Here is a 17270-nt window from a genome sequence, read left to right as displayed (position 1 = left end):
ACGATGGTGTCTGGTAGACGACGAGACGCCCCACGGGTCGTTGCCGAAATCTTGGCTGTGGCCGCAGCTCTGGAACGGGCTCGGTCTCGTGCTCACCGTTGCGTTGTTGGTCTGGATCGGTCGAGGGCGGATGGTGCTGTCGAGCCGCCCGGACCCGGCGCTGTCCGTACTCACGCTGGTGGGGCTACCGGCCGCGTCGGTCTATGGCGCCGCACTGATCCGGAACATCACCGCGGTCGAGGAGATCACCAACGGCGTCTCGCACTACCCGATGCAGGCTTCGCTGACGCTCGCAGACGTGGGGTCGATCGCTCTGGCCGCGTCACGTGGAGCCGGCTGCTGACCTGGACGGCCGCGTTCTCGGCGTTCTAGCTGGGCACCGGAACTCTTTCCGGTGACGTAGTGGACGGCCGCGGCCACCCTGGTCGTCGGTTCCCGCATGCTCAGACCCTGCCAGCGGCGTCGCCGAAGCGACGCAGATGGATCGTCCTGCCGTGACGCGCGGATCTGTCGCTGCCTTAGTCGTGGCGACTCGTCAACAGTCGTGTGAGGGCACCTCGGCCGGCGATGCGTCGATGTCGAGGTCCCAGACACCGTCGCCATGGGTATCGGGTGGAGTCAGTTGGGCTATCTCCCCGTACGTGTCCGCACCGCTGGGCTCGTACGAACGGAAGCCGGGTCCGGAGGGTCCCTCCGCGGGTGCTGTGTCGGACGACGGCTCGTCGGACGTGTTCTTCTTCCACCCCAGACGCTGCATGAGCGCATCGACGTCCAAAGGTGTGGTGCTGGGCGCGCGAAAGGTCAGGTCCACGTCGGCATTGGACCAGCCTGGCGCAGCGCCGTCACAGGTTTGCGGGTCCCAGCGGAACCCGTGCACCGTGGCGTGGACACCCTGTGCTGTCGCGGGCACTGTGCGCCGCGCGACGGCCTGCAACGCCGCCAGACGATGCCCGCCGGGGTCGGGGTTCCCGTGTATACGCGCAGACGCTCCGCTGCTCGGGATGACTCCACAACCCGCGACCGCGACCATTCCCACTGCCATGAGAAGTCCTCTGCGGAACGGGCGAGCAGACGTCCCGGTCGATCGCGCGTCACGGCACGCCACGCTGTTGCTCATCTGGTCGTCGCTCTCCCCCGTTGAATCGCGCCATCGAATCACGCTCCGAACCACCGATGGACGCGCATCGGCGCTATTCCATTGCCGATACTGGCGCACGTGATGGACGGCGGGGACGACGACGCGCGGTGATCACCCACGGTCGGACCAGCTCGAACGCGTTGAATGAACCGTCGTCACCGCCGAGAGCGGTAGCCCCTTGCCCGCGACTGGAACGCTCGGAACGAGAGTCGACGGAGCGCCCGTGGGCAATGTCGACCACGGACGCTCGATCGCGCCTAGCCATTGATGGCGGTGATGAGGCTGTAACCGGCAAGCGCGACCATGACGATCGCGGCGACCCGGGTGATCCACTTCAGCGGCAGGACGGCCAGCAGGCTCTTGCCGCCGAGGATCGCCAACAGTCCGACCGCCCACAGGCCGAGGGTGGCGCCGATGGCGACCGAGATCGGGTCGTGGTACTTGGCGGCGAGGTTCGCGGTCAGGATCTGCGTCAGATCGCCCCACTCGGCCACGAAGATGACGCCGTAACCGAGCGCCGCCACGCGCCAGAACCCCGCCGCGTCGGGCGCCTCGGCGACCTGCTCCTCTTCCTCCTCCTCGGTGTCCTGGCCCTCCCGCCAAACCAGGACCGCGCCCAGCAGGAAGAGGGCGGCCACGACGAATTCGACGGGACGGCGTGGCAGGAGGGTCAGCAGGGAGCCTGCAGCGACGGCGATGACGACGTGCGTGAGGAACGCCGCAGCCATGCCGGCGAAGACCCATAACCAGGGGAAGCGCGTACCGAGGACCAGACCTGCGACGGCGGTCTTGTCGGGTAGCTCGGCCACGAAGACGAGGCCGAAGACGATGGCAATGACGGATGCGCTGAGCACTGGGGGTTCCTTGTGGGTCAAGGCCGCGACCCGACCCTCCGGCGCGTGACAGGAGACGTCGGACCGACAGCCGAAGGGCTGGTGATGGTCCGAACGTCTCGTCCAGCCGACATCGCCGACCCTGGACACCGGGCCGCGCGAGGCGGCCAGTATGTCGACATCCAGTCGAGGGACTACTCCCGTTCGCCGGTCAACCTACCGGCCACGTGAGACGCCGACAAATCCAACCACGTGCAGCACCGCCACGTGCCGCGTCGCGTGGCATTCATGCGCGCACGGTGGGGCCGGTCGTGGATCGATCGTGAGCCGGGGGGCGTTGGGTTCTCTGGGGGGCTCACCTTCGAGTCCGAGGTTTGTGTGGCCACATCTAGGGGCGTTGCCGAAGAGCTACGACGAGAGGAATCGAATGCTGGTGACGGTGGATGCCCACCGCGATCGGGACTTCTGGTTGCTCTGGGCGGGTCAGGGGCTGAGCATGGTCGGCTCCGAAGTCGTCATCGTGGCTGCCCCGTTCGTGGCGGTGATCGTGCTGCACGCGTCGGCGCTACAGATCGGAATCCTCAGTGCCGTGCAGACTTTGGCGTTTCTGCTCATCACTCTGCCCGCCGGGATCGTCGTCGACCGTGTCGGTGCACGCAGAACGATGTGGTGGGCCAACCTGGCACGGACGGGGTTGGCGGGAACGACTGCAACGCTCCTCGCGACCGGGCACCTGACGTTCAGCACCTTCGTGATCCTGACGGCGGTTGCCGGCTGCTGCGCGGTCTTGTTCGAGGTGGCCTACCCGACCTTCGTGCCACAGATCGTCGACGCGAAGCGGTTGACGGGTGCCAACAGCCGATTGACGGGCACCCAATCGATGGCGCAGGTGCTCGGCCCGCCGTCCGGCGGCGCACTCGTCGGTGCCGTCGGCCCCGCCGGAGCGTTCCTGGTGGACTCCTTGTCCTTCGTGGTCTCCCTCATCACGCTGGGCCTGATTCGAAAACCTGAGTGCGACAACCGAATCGAGAAGTCGACTGCGGGCGTGAGGAGTCGCAGCGTTATGGCTGGCATGACGTTCGTATGGCGTGACCGAATCCTGCGCGCGGGCATGTTGTGGTCCGGGTGCGCAAACATCTTCGTCGTCATGGTGGAGACCATGGGAGTGCTCTTCCTGCTGCGCGAGCTGCGGTTCTCCGCCGGGGTGGTCGGCGCATTACTCGCGGCCGGTGCTGCCGGTGGTGTCGTCGGCGCGGTGCTGGTGAGGCGGGTGAATCGGCTGCTCGGTTCCGGTCGAGCCACCTGGTTGATGATGACCGCGTTCAGCCTCCCTGGCCTGCTGATCCCGCTCACCGGTTACGGGCCCCGAGCCGTCTTGTTCGGCATCGGGTCGGCCTCGTGGGCGATGTCGGCGACCATCACCTCGGTCAATCTGCTCACCTACCGCCAGGGGGTGGCGCCGGGCGGGATGCTCGGTCAGGTCAACGCCGCCGTCCGCTGGGTCACCTGGGGCACCCTCCCGGCCGGCGGCGTGCTCGGCGGCCTGCTGGCATCGAGTGTCGGAGTCCGCAAGACCCTCTGGATCGCGGTGGTCGGCGGATGTTGCTCCGGACTCTGGCTGCTGTTCTCACCGCTGCGAACGATGCGCGAGCTTCCGGCATCGTGAGCCGCCGCCTGGCGAAGAACGGCGCGAGCCACCGATGACTCACACGCCGCATGCTGCCTCGGCTGGTTGGGAGGTATCGGATGAGACTGCGAAGCCAGCGACTCAGCCAGAGACTGGGTGTGCTGCCTCGTCCGATGTCAGCAGGATGACGTTGCCGTCAGAGTCATCGACCATCGCCGCGAAGGGACCGGAGGTCCTGGTGGGCGACATCCGGCCGTGATACCCGGCCCCGGTCAGCGTCGACCACATCCTCTCCACCTCCGAGTCCTCCCCCACGTAGAACTCCAGCATCTGCTGGTAGCCGCCGCCGGGGCGCACGAACGACGGGTCGTACTGTCCCGCGAAACCCGTCGTGAGCAGCAGACTGACCCCGCTCCCCATCCGGTGCACCGTCAGCGGTCGGCCTTCGACCGGGTCCGGCACGTCGAGCCCCAGTGCTCGGTAGAACGCGATCGAGTTGTCGAGGTCCCGCACCTCGAGCACGACCATGGCGAGTTGGATCTCCATCGGTCGATTGTGCAGCGGTTCGGGCCGGAGCGTGGGGACAGACCGGCAGCTGATGTCAGAGGGTCGCCCTACCTTCAGCGCATGGCAACCGCGGCGCATGACAACAGTCCCGAGCCCTCGCCCACACTCGCCGACCTGCGGACGGCGTTCCTGGCGTCGTGGGGCTCCGATACCTGCTACCCGGAGTCCGAGCACGAGTGGAGCGACTCCAATCCGGCTCGCGACCAGTGCGGGATGACCGCGCTCGTCGCGCACGACGTTCTGGGTGGCGAGATCATTTTGGCCGAGGTTCACGTGGCGGGCACCAAGGTGGGTCACCACTACTGGAACGTGCTCCCAGACGGCACCCCTGTCGACTTCACCGCCGGTCAGTTCCGACCGGACGAGGTCATCACCAACGCGCACCCCGTGATCCGCCCTCCAGACGCACCGCATCGGCATCGTGACCGGTATGAGCTGCTGCGCTGCAGGGTCCTCGATTACCTTGAGCGCGCGAGGGACGAGACGCTGGAAGCCAGGCAAGCACGGTAGCCGGTGCGACGACATGGCCCTGCCGCGATATGGCTCGGTGCTCACACCCTCCTTCCGCTCGCACCTCACGGGCGCGGGGGCTATCGGAAGTCCCAGTCGGGGTGAGCCGTTTCGAGCACCTCGAGATGTTCTTCCCACTTCGCCGTTTCGAAGCGGGTAGGGGCGTCGATCGCGACGTGGCCCCGATGTACGCGAAATCCCCAGCTGAACGCAACAATCGGAGCGGCGGCTCGCGTCACGACTCCGTCCGGGCTGACAGCAAGGTACGAGCGAGCCTGCCAGGTCAGGTCCGCATCCAGACCACGGTGTGGCGCGTCGAAAAGTGTCGGTGCCATCCCGAAGAACGCGTACGGAGTATCGACACCGTCGAACAGCGCCAAGGGGTCCAGCTCGAAGGTCTCGGGCCGCTGCGAGTCGCTCGACCGGACGAATTGCACCCACCCCATCGCGGCGGCGTACCCGACTCCCGCGTAGTCGATGGATGCCGTGCACATGGGCAGTCCCGCGCCGTCTTCAGGTGGCAGACGGGGGTCGAGTGCACCTCGACCCGAGCTGGCTGCGTCCGCAGCGGCCTCCAGTTCGACGCGGACACGGCCGATCGCTCCACGCAGCATGAAGTCGATATCGAGTCTCACCGCAGCAGAGTCACACATCTGGTGTCGGTTCAGGCGAGAACAACACCCCGTACTGCGCTGACAGACTCTGCGGCATGCTCTCGACGAGTCCGTGCCGCACCGGGCGGATGCCCGACGACGATCCGCAGACCGGGAGTGGTCGATGACAGCCGCGCCGAACCAATCCTTCGCACTGATCCCGGCTTCGTACGTGTATCTGCGACGAGGCGATGAAGTCCTTCTCCAACGGCGTGCAGGGACGGGGTACATGGACGGTCACTGGGTAGCCGGCGCTGCAGGACACATCGAGCCACGGGAGACCGCCCAGGCCGCCGCCGTACGGGAAGCGATGGAAGAGCTGGGCGTCACGATCGCTCCAGGCGCACTCGAAGCACTCACGGTGATGCACCGCACCGATGGCACCTCCAACCCACGCGAGCAACGGGTGGACTGGTTCTGGACCAGCACCGAATGGACCGGCACCCCCAGGATCATCGAGCCGAACAAGTGCTCCGGCCTGGGCTGGTTCCAGATGACGGCCCTGCCGGACCCCATGCCGGACTACGAACGAGCAGTGCTGATCCCCTGGGCCCGTAACGCCCTTCCGGTAACCACCACGCACGGTTTCCTGACTTCTGACAGCTGACGCCGACCGCGAGGTCCTCAGGATCCCGTCGACTGCCCGGGAAGGGTTCAGTACTCGATGATCTCGAATCCTTCGTCTGCGGTGGGTTCTTCCATGATGGACGCGAGGTGCTGGTTGTCACGGCCCGTGACGTGGTGTGCATAGCGGTCCCCGCGGTCGAAGCGAGTCCGCGCCCTCGAGGACGCTTCGCTGACTCCGATGTTCAAGTTGTGGACGATCACCGACGCTCCGATGGACCCGGCGTGGTCGACCGCCCACCCGCGGCGATCACGCGACCAGCTGTTCCAGTCGAGGACGACATCACAGCCGCAGCGGAGCACCTGCTCGGCTATGGACCAGATCAGTTCGCGGACCTCGGACGCTCGTACCGCGTACTCCTCGGACCTGTGCTGGGCGCGACCGTCCGACTTCGCGGATCGACGCTGTCCCTCTCCACCCGGGCCGCGGGGCGCGGCTGAACGCACCTGGGACGGCGTTCTCACTTGCCGCCGACCACGACCCACTCGGCGTAGAACAGTCCCAGACCTGCCGCGACGCACAGCCCGCAGATGATCCAGAACCGGATGGTGACGGTGACCTGCTCCCACCCGAGCATCTCGAAATGGTGGTGAATCGGAGTGATTCTGAACAGTCTTCTGCCGACTCCGCCGTTGCTGCCCTTGGTGTACTTGAAGTAGCCCACCTGCAGCATCACTGAAAGCGTCTCGAGGACGAAGAGGCCGCCCAGGATGGGCACGAGCAGCTCGGTGCGGGTCATGATCGCCAGACCCGCCAGGGCCGCACCCAGGCCGAGGGAGCCGGTGTCGCCCATGAAGATCTGGGCCGGCGACGCGTTCCACCACAGGAAGCCGAAGCAGGCGCCCATCACGCTGGCGGCGACCACGGCGAGGTCGAGCGGGTCGCGCACGTCGTAGCACTGGGACGAGCTCACGAACTGGCAGTTCTGGTTGAACTGCCACACGCTGATCAGCACGTACGCGCCGAACACCATCGCGCACGCCCCGGACGCCTGGCCGTCCAGACCGTCGGTGAGGTTCACGCCGTTGCTGGTGCCGGCGATCATCAGATTGGCCCAGAGCACGAAGAGGATGATCCCGATGACGGTGCCGTGGAACGCGAAGTCGAACCAGGTGTCCCGCACGAACGAGATGCGATAGCTGGCCGGGGTGATGCCGCCGCGGGGGAACTTGGTGGCCAGGATCGCGAAGATGACGGCTACGACGGTCTGCCCGATGAGCTTCTGGCTGGACCGTAGGCCGAGCGATCGTTCGCGGGTGATCTTGGTCCAGTCGTCCAGGAAGCCGACGAACCCGATACCGACCATCAGGAAGAGCACGAGCATCCCGGACACCGTGGGCGCTGACCACGTGAACAGATGGGCGAGCGCGTAACCGACCACCGAGCCGGTGATGATCACGATGCCGCCCATCTGGGGCGTGCCGCGCTTGGTGTGGTGGCTGGTCGGGCCGTCGTCACGGACGAACTGGCCCCAGCCGTTGCGCTTGGCCAGTGAGATGAAGTACCGGGTGCCGACCAGCCCGATGGTGAGTGAGCGCGACGAGGGCGCCGATCAGGATCAGCTTCATTGCGGCAGCACTGCCGCAATGACGTGCGCTGCAACGAGTCGGGGCCTACGCGTGCGCCGGTCCATCGTCTTGACAACCCCACCCTGTTCGACGGTGACCGGCCTCGAGAATCGCAGCCTGACCCATGACTGGCTTGGAGGTTACGGCGTCGATAGCGTCTGGAGCGGCATTGGCACCGGCGTGCCTCGGCGCCCGCCCGCAGGCCGGCTCGACCGACCGCGGATTCGTCGGGTCCCCAGCTCAGCGGAACTGGGGACCCGACGAGCCCGCGGGTCCCGCTCGCCGAACGGCGCAGGTCGAGTCAGTCCGAAGAGTCACCCTCCTCCTCCACTGCTTCGGCGGCCCTCGGCCGACGGCGAACGAACAGGAGCACCAGGGACAGCACGGTCACGACCACGATGCCGCCGCCGACGAGGAGCGGAGCGCGGCTCGACCCGTTCGCAGTGGTGGCTTTCGTCGCCGAGGCGGCCTGCGTCGTCGACGTCGCACACGTCGTGCCGGTCGTCCCTGAGGCCGCGCGAGTGCCGGCTCGGGGTTGATAGGTGAAGCTGATGCTGCTGGTGACCGGATGCCCGTCCGCGGACACGATGCGCCACTCCACGTCGTACCGGCCGCCCGCGCCGAGCTGGGCCGGGACAGTGACCACTCGTCCGAGGACGGTGGGGCAACCGGTCTCGTAGAACCGGCCACCGGGGCCGGTCACCCGCACCCGGTTGCGGATGACCGGCGAGTTGAGCACGACATCGTCGAACGTCAGGGCGATCGAGCCGGGCTGGGAGCGCACTGTGCTGTTGGCGCCGGGCGTGCTGGAGACCAGGTAGTCGTGAGCGGACGCCACCGGCACCACTCCCCCGATCAGCAACACGGTGAGCACGACCGCCGCGCACCGCGTGACGGCCGTCCGGCGGCCCTTGCCACCGCGGTGTCTCACGACTTGGCCGATCGGATCCTGGTGAGCGCGTACGCCCCGACGACCAACGCGACAGCGCCGACTCCGATACCGGCCACCCCCAACCACTGGCCGGATGAATCCCCTGAAGCGGTCGTTGCTTGCCGCGGTGCGGCTGCGACCGTTGCAGCCGGATCCGCCGCGCCGGTCGCCGACGCCGAGGAGCCGCCGGGCGGCGCGCTCTTGATGTAGAGCATCGGTGCGGGATGCTCGGGCTCGGCACCCGAGGACGGCGTCGACTCGTCCCAGTTCACGACCGATCCGTCGGTGTAGGTCTGCTGGGCGGAGAGCTTGAGACTGCCCACATCGGGCACCGGCCCCACCGAGATCGCGAACGTCTGGAACTGCCCCGGCGCGATCCGGGCTGCGGATGTCGAGGCCGTCCAGGTGATGCGGGTCGGCGCCTCGGTGATCGTCGCGTCGTCGGTCTTGATCGGCGTTGCGAGCTTGCTGGTGGTGACCTGCACCGACCACCCCGGCACCGGCTGGTAGGACACCGAACCGAACGGGTGGTCCGTCGGAAGGGTGAGCACCAGTCGATCGGTGGAGGCAGTCGCAGATTCGGTGGGCACCTTGAAGGTCAAGGTGGCGTACGAGCCGGGCGCTGCGGTGGTGGGCGTGACGCGTACGTGCGCCTGCGCCGCGGCGGCCGGGGCCAGCACCGCCAGAAGCGTCGCAGCGCCGGCGGCGGCAGTGCGCGCGGTCGTACGACGGACGATGGAGCGGATGTACTGCTGATGCATGGTGTTCCTTCGTATGAGGAGTGGCGGCAGGACGCCGCACGGCAGCGAGAGGTCTCTGCAGACACGCGGGATCGCACCTCGTGCCACGTAGGGCAGCACGGACGGCACGTCGCATGAGCGAGATGGCACTCGGGTTCGACGCCAGACGGCGCCACGTACCTACCCGCGACGTCGCCGTCGCCGGGTCAGCAAGGATCCGCAGCTCACGGCGTGACGCGGCAGCGGACTAGAGGACCGCCAGCGGAGGGCCTCGGCGGCCGATGCCGCCGAGCACGTGACCGGCATGGGTGGCAGCGAGGACCCTGCTCGCTCGCACGTGACTCGTGCGTACGGCGGGTGCCATCCCGACGGCCGCGACGGGAAGGAACGCTCGCACCAGGCGGGCAACGAACCACACGGCCTGTTCACCGCGAGCGAGAACGACTGCCGTCAGGGCGGTTGCGACCACGTGCGCCAGCAACATCCATCCGCCGATGTGGAGCAGATCGGGGCTCGGACCCGCTGCGGCGTGGCCGTTCATCGACATCGGCGCCGACGCGGGGCCTGCCATGGGCGGCCCCAAAATCATCAGCCCCACGTGCAGCGCCAGTTGCAGCCCGCCGAGCAGACCGGCGATCGCGGCCCGGCCGAGTCGGCGGGACGTGCACGCCCAGCAGACCGCGAACGTGATCAGGGCAAGCCATCCACATCGGGCAGCGCCGGGAAGGGTGCCCCCTCCGACTCTGTGGGCCCCGACGGCCAGACCCAGAGCCGTCACGGCCACCACGGCGGCGCGAGCCGACCGTAGCCAACCGCGCGTCGGAGAGCTCACCTTCCGCAGTGTAGGCAGCGAGGGTGCGCCCGACGGCTGCGGCGCCGGTCGCCGGTCGCCGGTCGCCGGTCGCCGGTCCGGCAATCGTGGGGGGTGTTATGCGCGGTCCCGGCGAAGAGAGCCGCACGCCGGACCTTGTCCGGGAACGAACTGCCCATTCGTACGTCTACTGCGCTTTGATCGGGGCCGCCGACGACCAGGGTGAGTTCTCCATGCAGACGTGCTCGGTGGCAGATGACCTCCCGGTGTGAGGTCGGGCAGCACGTCGTTGTGGTCCGTCCCGATGAGGTGGTCGGCGGCAGCCTTGCGGGCCGAAGGTCGGCGCCTGCTCAGGCCTACGAGGGAAGTGGGTCGGAGAGCCCGAGGGACCAGACGGCAACGCCCTGTACGCCGAGGCGCCGGCTGAGCGCGCGCCGCACCTGCAGCGACCTGGCGTCCGACCACCAGATCGAGCCACCCCCGCGCAACGGCGAATTCCATTCGGCCTGGGCCGCGTTCCAGACCGGTGACGTGGCAGACCGGCGCGACGCGGCATCGCTGAGCTGTGTTCCCGCACGATGAGCCGGCCAGGTGTAGCCGTACCCAGCGACACCCAGCACTGCCTTGTTACGCGGCACCGACTTCAGCATCGTGGCCATCGCCAGTTCCACCCAGGGCAGCCCGCCGACAGGGCCCGCCGTCGTCCATGTCGGGCCGTGCTGGTCATAGGCCATCAGCACCACACGCGTCAGCTGACGGGCCAGCACCGGCAGGTCGTAGGCGTTGTCGCGGTACCCCGCGGCAGAGGTGCTGGCCATGACGGCCATGCTCAGCGTCGTACGCGTCGGCAACGCTGCGCGCAGCTCGGACGTGAAACGGCTCAGACCCGCTCTGTCCGACCCATTCAGCGATTCGAAGTCGAGCTGAATCCCGTTCCACCCGTGGCGTGCCTGGGTGACGAGCCCGGCGATCACGTCCTTGCGGTGCTGTGCCGAGATGAACAGCAGATGCGCCGCGACGGGGTCGAAATCACCCTTCGCGTTGTTGAAATTCCCGACCAGCAGCTCGGCGGACTTTCCGACGCTGTGCGTGGCCGCCAGCATGGTCTCGGCGTTCTGATCAGGCGACGACACACGGGCGCCCGTCGCGCTGATGTTCACACCGTCCACCCCGACGTTCGTCAAGGCGGCAAGATTTCGGCGCAACGCGCTCAACCCGTCGCCACTCTCGACATATCCCAGCACCGTCGCGTGGGCCGCCGGTCTGATCGGAGTGGCTTTCCCCGGGACCGGCACGGCGCCGGTGGTGAAGATCGTCGTGACGACCGCCACGGCGCCGGCCAGGGATGCGCCGATAGCCGGCCGGAGTCCGATCACGGGCGCCATGGTAGGACGGCCACAGCATGTCCGTAGTTGTTCGTGCTGAGATGTGGTTCATGACCTCTCAGCTGTCGTTGTGGTCGAGCAACTCCTTCCTGTCCGTCGGCTCGGTCGATTCGACGCTCAGCATCGGGTCGGCCGGATCGGTCTGTTCCATCGCCTCGGTCGGGTCGTTCACCTCCATCGGCTCGCTGGGGTCGGCGATGTCGGGTCTGTCGGCACTTTCCTTCCAGTCCAGGACTTCGGTGCTGTCCGCGCAATGCGACACCTCGGTGCTGTCATGGAGATCCTCGGGTGGAGTAAGGGAATCCGGAGTCGACGGTCGGCTGAGGGGCTCTCGGTGGCCGGGTATCGCCGTCGGCGCCGGCGTCGTCCTGGCCGCCGCGGTTTGGTTCGGGTCGGCACGGACGCGCACCGCAGCGTCGAAGCTCTCCATCGGCCGCCTCATCCCGTGACGGGGACGGTCGATCGACGACCCCTCGTGGAGATCCCGCGACCTACCCGGAACGGTGATACACGTTCTCGTCCTGAGCTCCCGCGCTACCGGTAGTTTCAGCATCATTCCGAAACCGTCGATCTGCAGGAGACGTCATGCGCCTTTCTCGCACCACCCGTCGCATCACCGCCCCGCTCGCTTCGGCGGTCGCGCTGGCCGCGATCGGGGTCGCCATGCCCGCATCTGCCCAGGCGGCGACCGGCATCGGCCGGTGCACCGGCCAGGACGGAGTCGTCGAGCGATCGGTGAGCCTGACCAAGAACTCGTTCGCCGTCACCCACCTCAAGACCGTCAATCTCGGTCCGGGCGTGAAGTACAGCAAGTCGGTCACCGTGGGCCACGAGACCACGCTCAGCGCCGCGGCCAGCGGCGACCTGGAGGCAAGTGGCGGAATCCACTGGAAGCTGGTGGATCTGGGCGCCAAGACGCACATCAACGTCGCATTGACCGTGTCACACACCGCGACGGGCAGCGAGACCGAGTCCTTCGAGGTACCGGCACGCTCGCACACCACCAAGTGGGTCTTCTACCTCGGACGTCGCGACGTACGCGGCAACTGGTACCAGCTGACCTGCTCACGTGCGCCGGGCCACGGTACTGAATACCGCGGTGCCGCAACGACGTACGGCTCCGAGGCCGAAGGTGCGATCATCTGCGACCACTCGATGTACAAGAGCGGGTCTGAGTCCTACATCGCCTCGCGCGCCGCCGGTTGCTGACCGGCAGTTCCCCGGGTTCGCATTTGCCGATTCAGAAGGAATCGGGGACAGCCTGCTCCGTCAGGGCCACCGTCCACAGGTGACTGCACGGTGGCGTGCGGCGGGCCGCGCCGAGGAGAGGTGGGGCGACGACGTGGTCCGGTGATGTACTCAGGGCATGGGTCACGATGGTCCGCGCGAGGAGGACTTCGGGGCTCTCGCCCGCAGCTCGCCCTGGCGGTTCCGGACTCTCCACTTCTCCCACCGGTCCCGTGGGGGCGCCGGTACCGTCGAGGCCTGGCTCGACCGCCCGTCCCAGCGGGTGACGGTCCGATCCGAGGGCGTGGTCGAGGTCGCCGAGGGCGTGCCGTACGGCGGGTCGGCAGACCCGGACAGACCGGCTGGCGTGCCCGAGTTCCGGGCCGATGGACTGGTCGCACACCGCCCGCCGGCGTGGCACCTGGTCCGTGGCGACCCGATGTGGCGGGACTACCGGTGGACCGCGATGCTCGACCCGGACGAGCTCGACCACGGCGTGCAGATCCGCGAGGTGGCCGCGTCAGCCGTTCCGGGCGCGAGACGTGGTCGGCGATCTGTGTGCCCATGATCGGGGCGGGCGAGGACTGGGTCGGCGGGTACGAACCCCGCTGCGGATGCTGCCCGTTGCTGGACAGCCCGGCGAGCCGATTGGTCGAGTACGGACCGGAGCACCCGAGCACCAGCGCGGACCACCTCTCCACGACGTACCGGGTGGAGCTGGACGTGCAGACCGGAGTCGTCGTGCGGATCGAGGCCCTGGACGGCGCCGCGGGCTTGGCGCTGAGCAACCAGATCCACGGTGTCGACACGTATCTCGCACCACCAGGACCGTCATCTTCATAAGCCGATGAGCGCCGAGGTGTGACACTGCTCGAATGCAGTCCCTCGAGAGCAGCCGGCTTCTGTTGCGGCCCTGGTCAGCCAACGATGTCGACTTCGTCTTCGACATGTACTCCCGGTGGGAGGTGCAGCGATTCATCGGCCGCGCCCCGAAGGTCATGACCGATCGCCGCGACGCCGAGGCCGCGATCGAGCGATGGACCGGCGGGGACCACCCGACGTACGGGATCTGGGCCGTGCAGCACCGCGAGAAGGGCCACCTGCTCGGCACCTTGATGCTCAAGCCGATCCCTGCGTCCGGTGACGAGGACCCACTGCCCGACTCTGGCGATGTCGAGATCGGCTGGCACCTGCACCCGGACGCATGGGGTCACGGGTACGCCTCCGGAGGGGGCGCTCGCGTGCTGCAGCATGCTTTCGACTCCGGGCTCGCCCGGGTCGTCACGGTGACGTTCGAGGCCAACACCGCGTCCCAGGCCGTCGCCCGGCGCATCGGCATGACTCACGAAGGCGCGACCGACCGCTACTACAACATGACCTGCGAGCTGTTCACCGCCACGCATCCCGGATCGGGCTCGGATCGGATGGCCTCGTCGATCTGAGTCCCCTCACCCTGGTGTTCTCAGACGCGCGCGGCGCGAAACGGTGACACATACAGCCCAACTGCCACAGCGCCGAAGATCACGGCCGCGACGAGAAGCGACACTCGTGTCCCCGCACCGGTCATGAGTACGCCTGCCACCGGGGCGACCACGACGATGACCGCCCGGTTCATCGCGCGCATCGTGGTGTTGGTGCGAGCCTGCAGATGGTCGGCCGTCAGGGCCTGTCGGTAGCTCATCTCGTGGGAGTTGCTCAACCCCATCGCGAGGCCGTGGCACGCCTGGCCGGCTCCGAGCACGGACGTCGCGGCCCACGCCTCGTTCCCGACACCAGCAATCGCCATCACGACGACGCAGAACGTCGTGAGCGTGTGGGCGGCGATGACCGCGCCCCCGGTGCCGAGCCGATGACCCACGGCGGTGCTGATCGTCGCACCGAGCACCGCGCCCGCACCTGCGAGAGCCGCGGCGATCCCGAACTGCGGGACCGACAGGTGCAGGGTCCGCAGCGCGAACGTCGGCACGGCGACCCCGAGGATCGCGTTCGCCGCGAACCAGCCGTGGGTCCCGATCGCCAGCCAGCGCAGCGGTGCACCCCGGTAGATCCATCGCACACCCTCGCGGATCTCGGTGTGCAGCCTCGCCCGGGACACGACCTCGGGCCCCGGCTCCGCACCGCGCAGGGAGGCCATCATCGCGGCCGAGTACAGGTAGCTGGCCGCGTCGACGAGGATGGCGAGCGGGGCACCGAGCACATTGATCAGGACACCCGCGATCGCCGGGCCTGCGGTCTGCGCCACCGCATCGGAGCCGTCGAGACGCGCGTGCGCGCGCTGCAGGTCCTGGCGCGCGATCAGTCGCGGCAGGAACGCCATCGAGGCGGCGTCGTTGAAGAGGGCCGCCGAGCTGTAAAGGACGACGATCACCAGCAGCACGGGCAGCGAAAGCATCCCGAGCGCCCAGGTCACGGGGATGACGCCGATCGACACCACGCAAGCGAGGTCGGTGCCCACCATGAGCGGCTGCCGACGTCGACGATCGACCAGCGCACCGGCGTACAACCCGAGGATGAGGTACGGCGCCCAGCGGATCGAGTTGAGCCAGCCGACGTCCTGAGCGCCGCCGTGCAGCGTCCGCAGGACCAGCACCTGCAGACCCAGCAGCGTGACGTAGGTGCCGAACGACGAGACGGACTTCCCCAGCCACAAGCGCCAGAACATTCGCGGGAGCGTGCCTTGACGCGGTGCGGGCGCCGCCGACATACCGGCACCCTATGTGCCCTCGGGCACAGCGACGCTCAGTCGCCGATGTGCAGCGACAGCTACACGTCCGCCGCGTTCGGATCACCCGATGCACCAGCATCGATCCGCGTCACCGTGAAACCTTCGCGCTCGTAGAACCGGTCGCGACGCTGCTCGCAACGTCGTCGGTGGTCGCCGCGCGCAGGAGCTCCATGCCTCCGGGGATGTGCGGTGGGAAGGCGGCCCGCTGACGGCCCCCGTCCGACGTGGGGCCGGGCTGGCTCCGGATCAGGCCGAACGGACGAGGTCGGGCACGTCGGGCAGGCGCCGATAACCTGCCGACTCGTACGTCGCCACCCCGCCGCCGTTGGCGGCCCGGGTGCAGACCGTCGCGCTAGACGAGCCCATGTTTCGAAGGGCGGCTGCCGCGGCGACGCAGATCGCCCTCCCGTAACCGTGGCCGCGATGGTCCGGGTGGACCCCCATCGGCTCCAGCAGACCCGGCCTGCCGCGACCTGCGGACCACACCGTCACCGCGGCCACCGCATCGCCATGCTCGTCGTACGCCAGGAGCGACCGGGCGTCGGCGTACGGCAGACCCTCCGCCATCGCGTGCCAACGCTCGTCGGTGAATCGGGCGCTGTCGAACGCCGAGCGGTGCACGGCCGTGTGCGCAGCAACGCGATCCGGTCCGACGAGCTCGATCCGCACCCCCGGGGCCCCCACCGGTTCGGCGAGATCACGGGCGAGCGGGGTCCACTGTTCGCCGGGCGCCCACCCCTCATCGCTGAGGAGCCCGCCCAGCACCGCTGCGTCTCGCGCTTCGACGGCCACCTCGCCTTCAGGCAGGACACCGCGACCCACTCGTGTGATGTCGGCGGTCATCTGCTGGGCCAACTCATCGTCGTCCTGAGCCGAGGGCGCGATCGTGAGTCGTAGGACACCAGGGCCGTCCAGCAGGCCGACGGCGAGGATGCGGCCGTCACGGCTCCAGGTCCGCACGGCTGCGGCCGTCGCTTCGGCGCCGGTGGTCCAGTGCCAGCCGAGGTCGCCCGGATGCAGCGGCACGGTCTTCGCGTCGTACTGCCATTCCCTCAGGGCGAGAACGGCGTCGCCGAGATCGTCGACATCCGGGGTGTGCATCGTGACCGTCATGCTCTGATCACACACGAGGCCACCCCGCGAACGCACCTTGTTTTCGAGGGCGGCCCACGTGGGGGGCGGCCGGCCGCGACCTCCAGTCAGCCGACCGCCGGGACTACACGGCGGGTCAGTGCTCGCGCCAGCAGGCCAGCACGAACGAGGCCACCGTGTAGGCGAAGTCCTTGCGGGTCGTCTTCTCGACCCCGACCACCGACTTCATGGCGGTCGCGTCGACCTCGAGTGTGAGGTTGTCCCGCACGAACGACGCGGTCCCGCCGGCCGTCTCGTACGCGGGGAGACCCAGCGACGCGAGACCGCTCAGAGTGGACGCCTTCGCCGCGGCGGCCTTGCGGGAGTCGAAATAGGCGCGAGCCGTCGCGTCGTTCGTGGACTGCTTGACCCGCAGGACCAGGTTGCCGTCGGCCAGGGGGTACGTGCAGGTGAAGAGGTTGTCCGCCCACTTGCCGGTGCCCTTGGGGGTCGCACTCAGCTTGAGTGAATCCCTGATGTTGGTCGGCACATCGCCACCGCACACCATCAGTGCCTTCTTCGGCGGCGTCGCCCCCATGGTCTGCCCCGGCGCCATCGACATCCCTGCCATCGAATCTGCCGAACTGGACGACGACGAACTCGTCGATGGCGTGGACGGGGTCGTCGATTTCGAGGTCGACGAAGCGGAGGTCGTGGTGGGCGACGTACCGCTCGTGGAGGAGCTTCCGCACCCGGTGAGAACGAGGGGTGCGGCGGCCAGGACGACGATCGCCGTGCTGCGGAGCTTCATGATCATCCTTCGACGGGCGAGACGCGATGACGTGCACGTGGGCGGACC

21 protein-coding genes are annotated in these 17270 nt (G+C 68.1%); 8 read left to right on the top strand and 13 right to left on the bottom strand.

What is annotated here, in order from left to right:
• Positions 1 to 88 precede the first annotated feature (88 nt).
• On the top strand, positions 89 to 343 hold the full coding sequence (locus LVQ62_RS12485) for a hypothetical protein (protein WP_233762008.1): 255 nt from the start codon (positions 89 to 91) through the stop codon (positions 341 to 343).
• Between the two features lie 192 nt (positions 344 to 535).
• Here LVQ62_RS12485 and LVQ62_RS12480 read toward each other — a convergent pair whose 3' ends face one another.
• Both LVQ62_RS12480 and LVQ62_RS12475 read right to left on the bottom strand, forming a co-directional pair.
• Positions 536 to 811 carry a hypothetical protein gene (locus LVQ62_RS12480; protein ID WP_233762006.1) on the bottom strand — a complete coding sequence of 92 codons (276 nt, stop codon included), beginning with the start codon at positions 809 to 811 and terminating at the stop codon, positions 536 to 538.
• Positions 812 to 1395: 584 nt separating this feature from the next.
• Positions 1396 to 1992, bottom strand: coding sequence for a TMEM165/GDT1 family protein (locus LVQ62_RS12475; protein WP_233762004.1), 597 nt, complete (start codon positions 1990 to 1992; stop codon positions 1396 to 1398).
• A 412-nt stretch (positions 1993 to 2404) separates the two neighbouring features.
• On the opposite strand from LVQ62_RS12475, the gene LVQ62_RS12470 reads away from it, so the two are divergent.
• Positions 2405 to 3637: an MFS transporter gene (locus tag LVQ62_RS12470; protein WP_233762002.1), complete on the top strand. Its 1233-nt coding sequence runs from the start codon at positions 2405 to 2407 to the stop codon at positions 3635 to 3637.
• A 102-nt stretch (positions 3638 to 3739) separates the two neighbouring features.
• Here LVQ62_RS12470 and LVQ62_RS12465 read toward each other — a convergent pair whose 3' ends face one another.
• Positions 3740 to 4144 carry a VOC family protein gene (locus tag LVQ62_RS12465; RefSeq protein ID WP_233762000.1) on the bottom strand — a complete coding sequence of 135 codons (405 nt, stop codon included), beginning with the start codon at positions 4142 to 4144 and terminating at the stop codon, positions 3740 to 3742.
• Positions 4145 to 4225: 81 nt separating this feature from the next.
• Here LVQ62_RS12465 and LVQ62_RS12460 point away from each other — a divergent pair, with 81 nt between their 5' ends.
• Positions 4226 to 4675: a hypothetical protein gene (locus LVQ62_RS12460; protein WP_233761998.1), complete on the top strand. Its 450-nt coding sequence runs from the start codon at positions 4226 to 4228 to the stop codon at positions 4673 to 4675.
• Positions 4676 to 4755: 80 nt separating this feature from the next.
• Here LVQ62_RS12460 and LVQ62_RS12455 read toward each other — a convergent pair whose 3' ends face one another.
• Positions 4756 to 5169 (bottom strand): hypothetical protein, encoded by a 414-nt coding sequence (locus LVQ62_RS12455; protein ID WP_233761996.1) that lies wholly within the window; start codon positions 5167 to 5169, stop codon positions 4756 to 4758.
• 283 nt (positions 5170 to 5452) lie between these two features.
• Between LVQ62_RS12455 and LVQ62_RS12450 the strand changes: the two genes are divergently transcribed.
• A complete protein-coding gene (locus LVQ62_RS12450; protein ID WP_233761994.1) occupies positions 5453 to 5935 on the top strand; it encodes an NUDIX domain-containing protein in 483 nt (160 codons plus the stop codon).
• Between the two features lie 478 nt (positions 5936 to 6413).
• Here LVQ62_RS12450 and mraY read toward each other — a convergent pair whose 3' ends face one another.
• The 6 genes from mraY to LVQ62_RS12420 form a co-directional block, all read right to left on the bottom strand.
• Positions 6414 to 7478 (bottom strand): phospho-N-acetylmuramoyl-pentapeptide-transferase, encoded by a 1065-nt coding sequence (gene mraY / locus LVQ62_RS12445; protein WP_233767805.1) that lies wholly within the window; start codon positions 7476 to 7478, stop codon positions 6414 to 6416.
• A 344-nt stretch (positions 7479 to 7822) separates the two neighbouring features.
• Entirely contained in the window at positions 7823 to 8452 is a 630-nt protein-coding gene (locus LVQ62_RS12440) for a copper resistance CopC family protein (RefSeq protein WP_233761992.1), read from the bottom strand.
• A complete protein-coding gene (locus tag LVQ62_RS12435; protein ID WP_233761984.1) occupies positions 8449 to 9213 on the bottom strand; it encodes a YcnI family protein in 765 nt (254 codons plus the stop codon). The genes LVQ62_RS12440 and LVQ62_RS12435 overlap by 4 nt, the downstream gene beginning before the upstream one ends.
• A 226-nt stretch (positions 9214 to 9439) precedes the next feature.
• Entirely contained in the window at positions 9440 to 10024 is a 585-nt protein-coding gene (locus LVQ62_RS12430; protein WP_233761982.1) for a hypothetical protein, read from the bottom strand.
• Positions 10025 to 10359: 335 nt separating this feature from the next.
• Positions 10360 to 11379 (bottom strand): glycosyl hydrolase family 18 protein, encoded by a 1020-nt coding sequence (locus tag LVQ62_RS12425; RefSeq protein ID WP_233761979.1) that lies wholly within the window; start codon positions 11377 to 11379, stop codon positions 10360 to 10362.
• Between the two features lie 67 nt (positions 11380 to 11446).
• Positions 11447 to 11818 carry a hypothetical protein gene (locus LVQ62_RS12420; protein WP_233761977.1) on the bottom strand — a complete coding sequence of 124 codons (372 nt, stop codon included), beginning with the start codon at positions 11816 to 11818 and terminating at the stop codon, positions 11447 to 11449.
• Between the two features lie 155 nt (positions 11819 to 11973).
• On the opposite strand from LVQ62_RS12420, the gene LVQ62_RS12415 reads away from it, so the two are divergent.
• The 4 genes from LVQ62_RS12415 (at position 11974) to LVQ62_RS12400 (ending at position 14057) form a co-directional block, all read left to right on the top strand.
• A complete protein-coding gene (locus LVQ62_RS12415; protein WP_208051935.1) occupies positions 11974 to 12597 on the top strand; it encodes a hypothetical protein in 624 nt (207 codons plus the stop codon).
• A gap of 157 nt (positions 12598 to 12754) precedes the next feature.
• On the top strand, positions 12755 to 13183 hold the full coding sequence (locus tag LVQ62_RS12410) for a hypothetical protein (protein ID WP_233761975.1): 429 nt from the start codon (positions 12755 to 12757) through the stop codon (positions 13181 to 13183).
• Positions 13180 to 13458, top strand: a complete 279-nt coding sequence (locus LVQ62_RS12405) for a hypothetical protein (protein WP_233761973.1) — start codon at positions 13180 to 13182, stop codon at positions 13456 to 13458. The genes LVQ62_RS12410 and LVQ62_RS12405 overlap by 4 nt, the downstream gene beginning before the upstream one ends.
• Positions 13459 to 13490: 32 nt before the next feature.
• Positions 13491 to 14057, top strand: a complete 567-nt coding sequence (locus LVQ62_RS12400; RefSeq protein ID WP_233761971.1) for a GNAT family N-acetyltransferase — start codon at positions 13491 to 13493, stop codon at positions 14055 to 14057.
• A gap of 20 nt (positions 14058 to 14077) precedes the next feature.
• Here LVQ62_RS12400 and LVQ62_RS12395 read toward each other — a convergent pair whose 3' ends face one another.
• The 3 genes from LVQ62_RS12395 to LVQ62_RS12385 all read right to left on the bottom strand — a co-directional run bounded on the left by LVQ62_RS12395 (position 14078) and on the right by LVQ62_RS12385 (position 17222).
• A complete protein-coding gene (locus LVQ62_RS12395) occupies positions 14078 to 15277 on the bottom strand; it encodes an MFS transporter (RefSeq protein WP_233761969.1) in 1200 nt (399 codons plus the stop codon).
• Positions 15278 to 15586: 309 nt separating this feature from the next.
• Positions 15587 to 16453: a GNAT family N-acetyltransferase gene (locus LVQ62_RS12390; RefSeq protein WP_233761967.1), complete on the bottom strand. Its 867-nt coding sequence runs from the start codon at positions 16451 to 16453 to the stop codon at positions 15587 to 15589.
• Positions 16454 to 16568: 115 nt separating this feature from the next.
• A complete protein-coding gene (locus tag LVQ62_RS12385) occupies positions 16569 to 17222 on the bottom strand; it encodes a hypothetical protein (RefSeq protein ID WP_208051939.1) in 654 nt (217 codons plus the stop codon).
• Positions 17223 to 17270: the final 48 nt, after the last annotated feature.

The organism is Allobranchiibius sp. GilTou73 (genome assembly GCF_021391335.1).
GTDB classification, from domain to species: Bacteria; Actinomycetota; Actinomycetes; order Actinomycetales; family Dermatophilaceae; genus Allobranchiibius; species Allobranchiibius huperziae.
The sequence above is the reverse complement of the archived record's forward strand: the minus strand, read 5'-3'. Positions and strand labels throughout refer to the sequence as shown.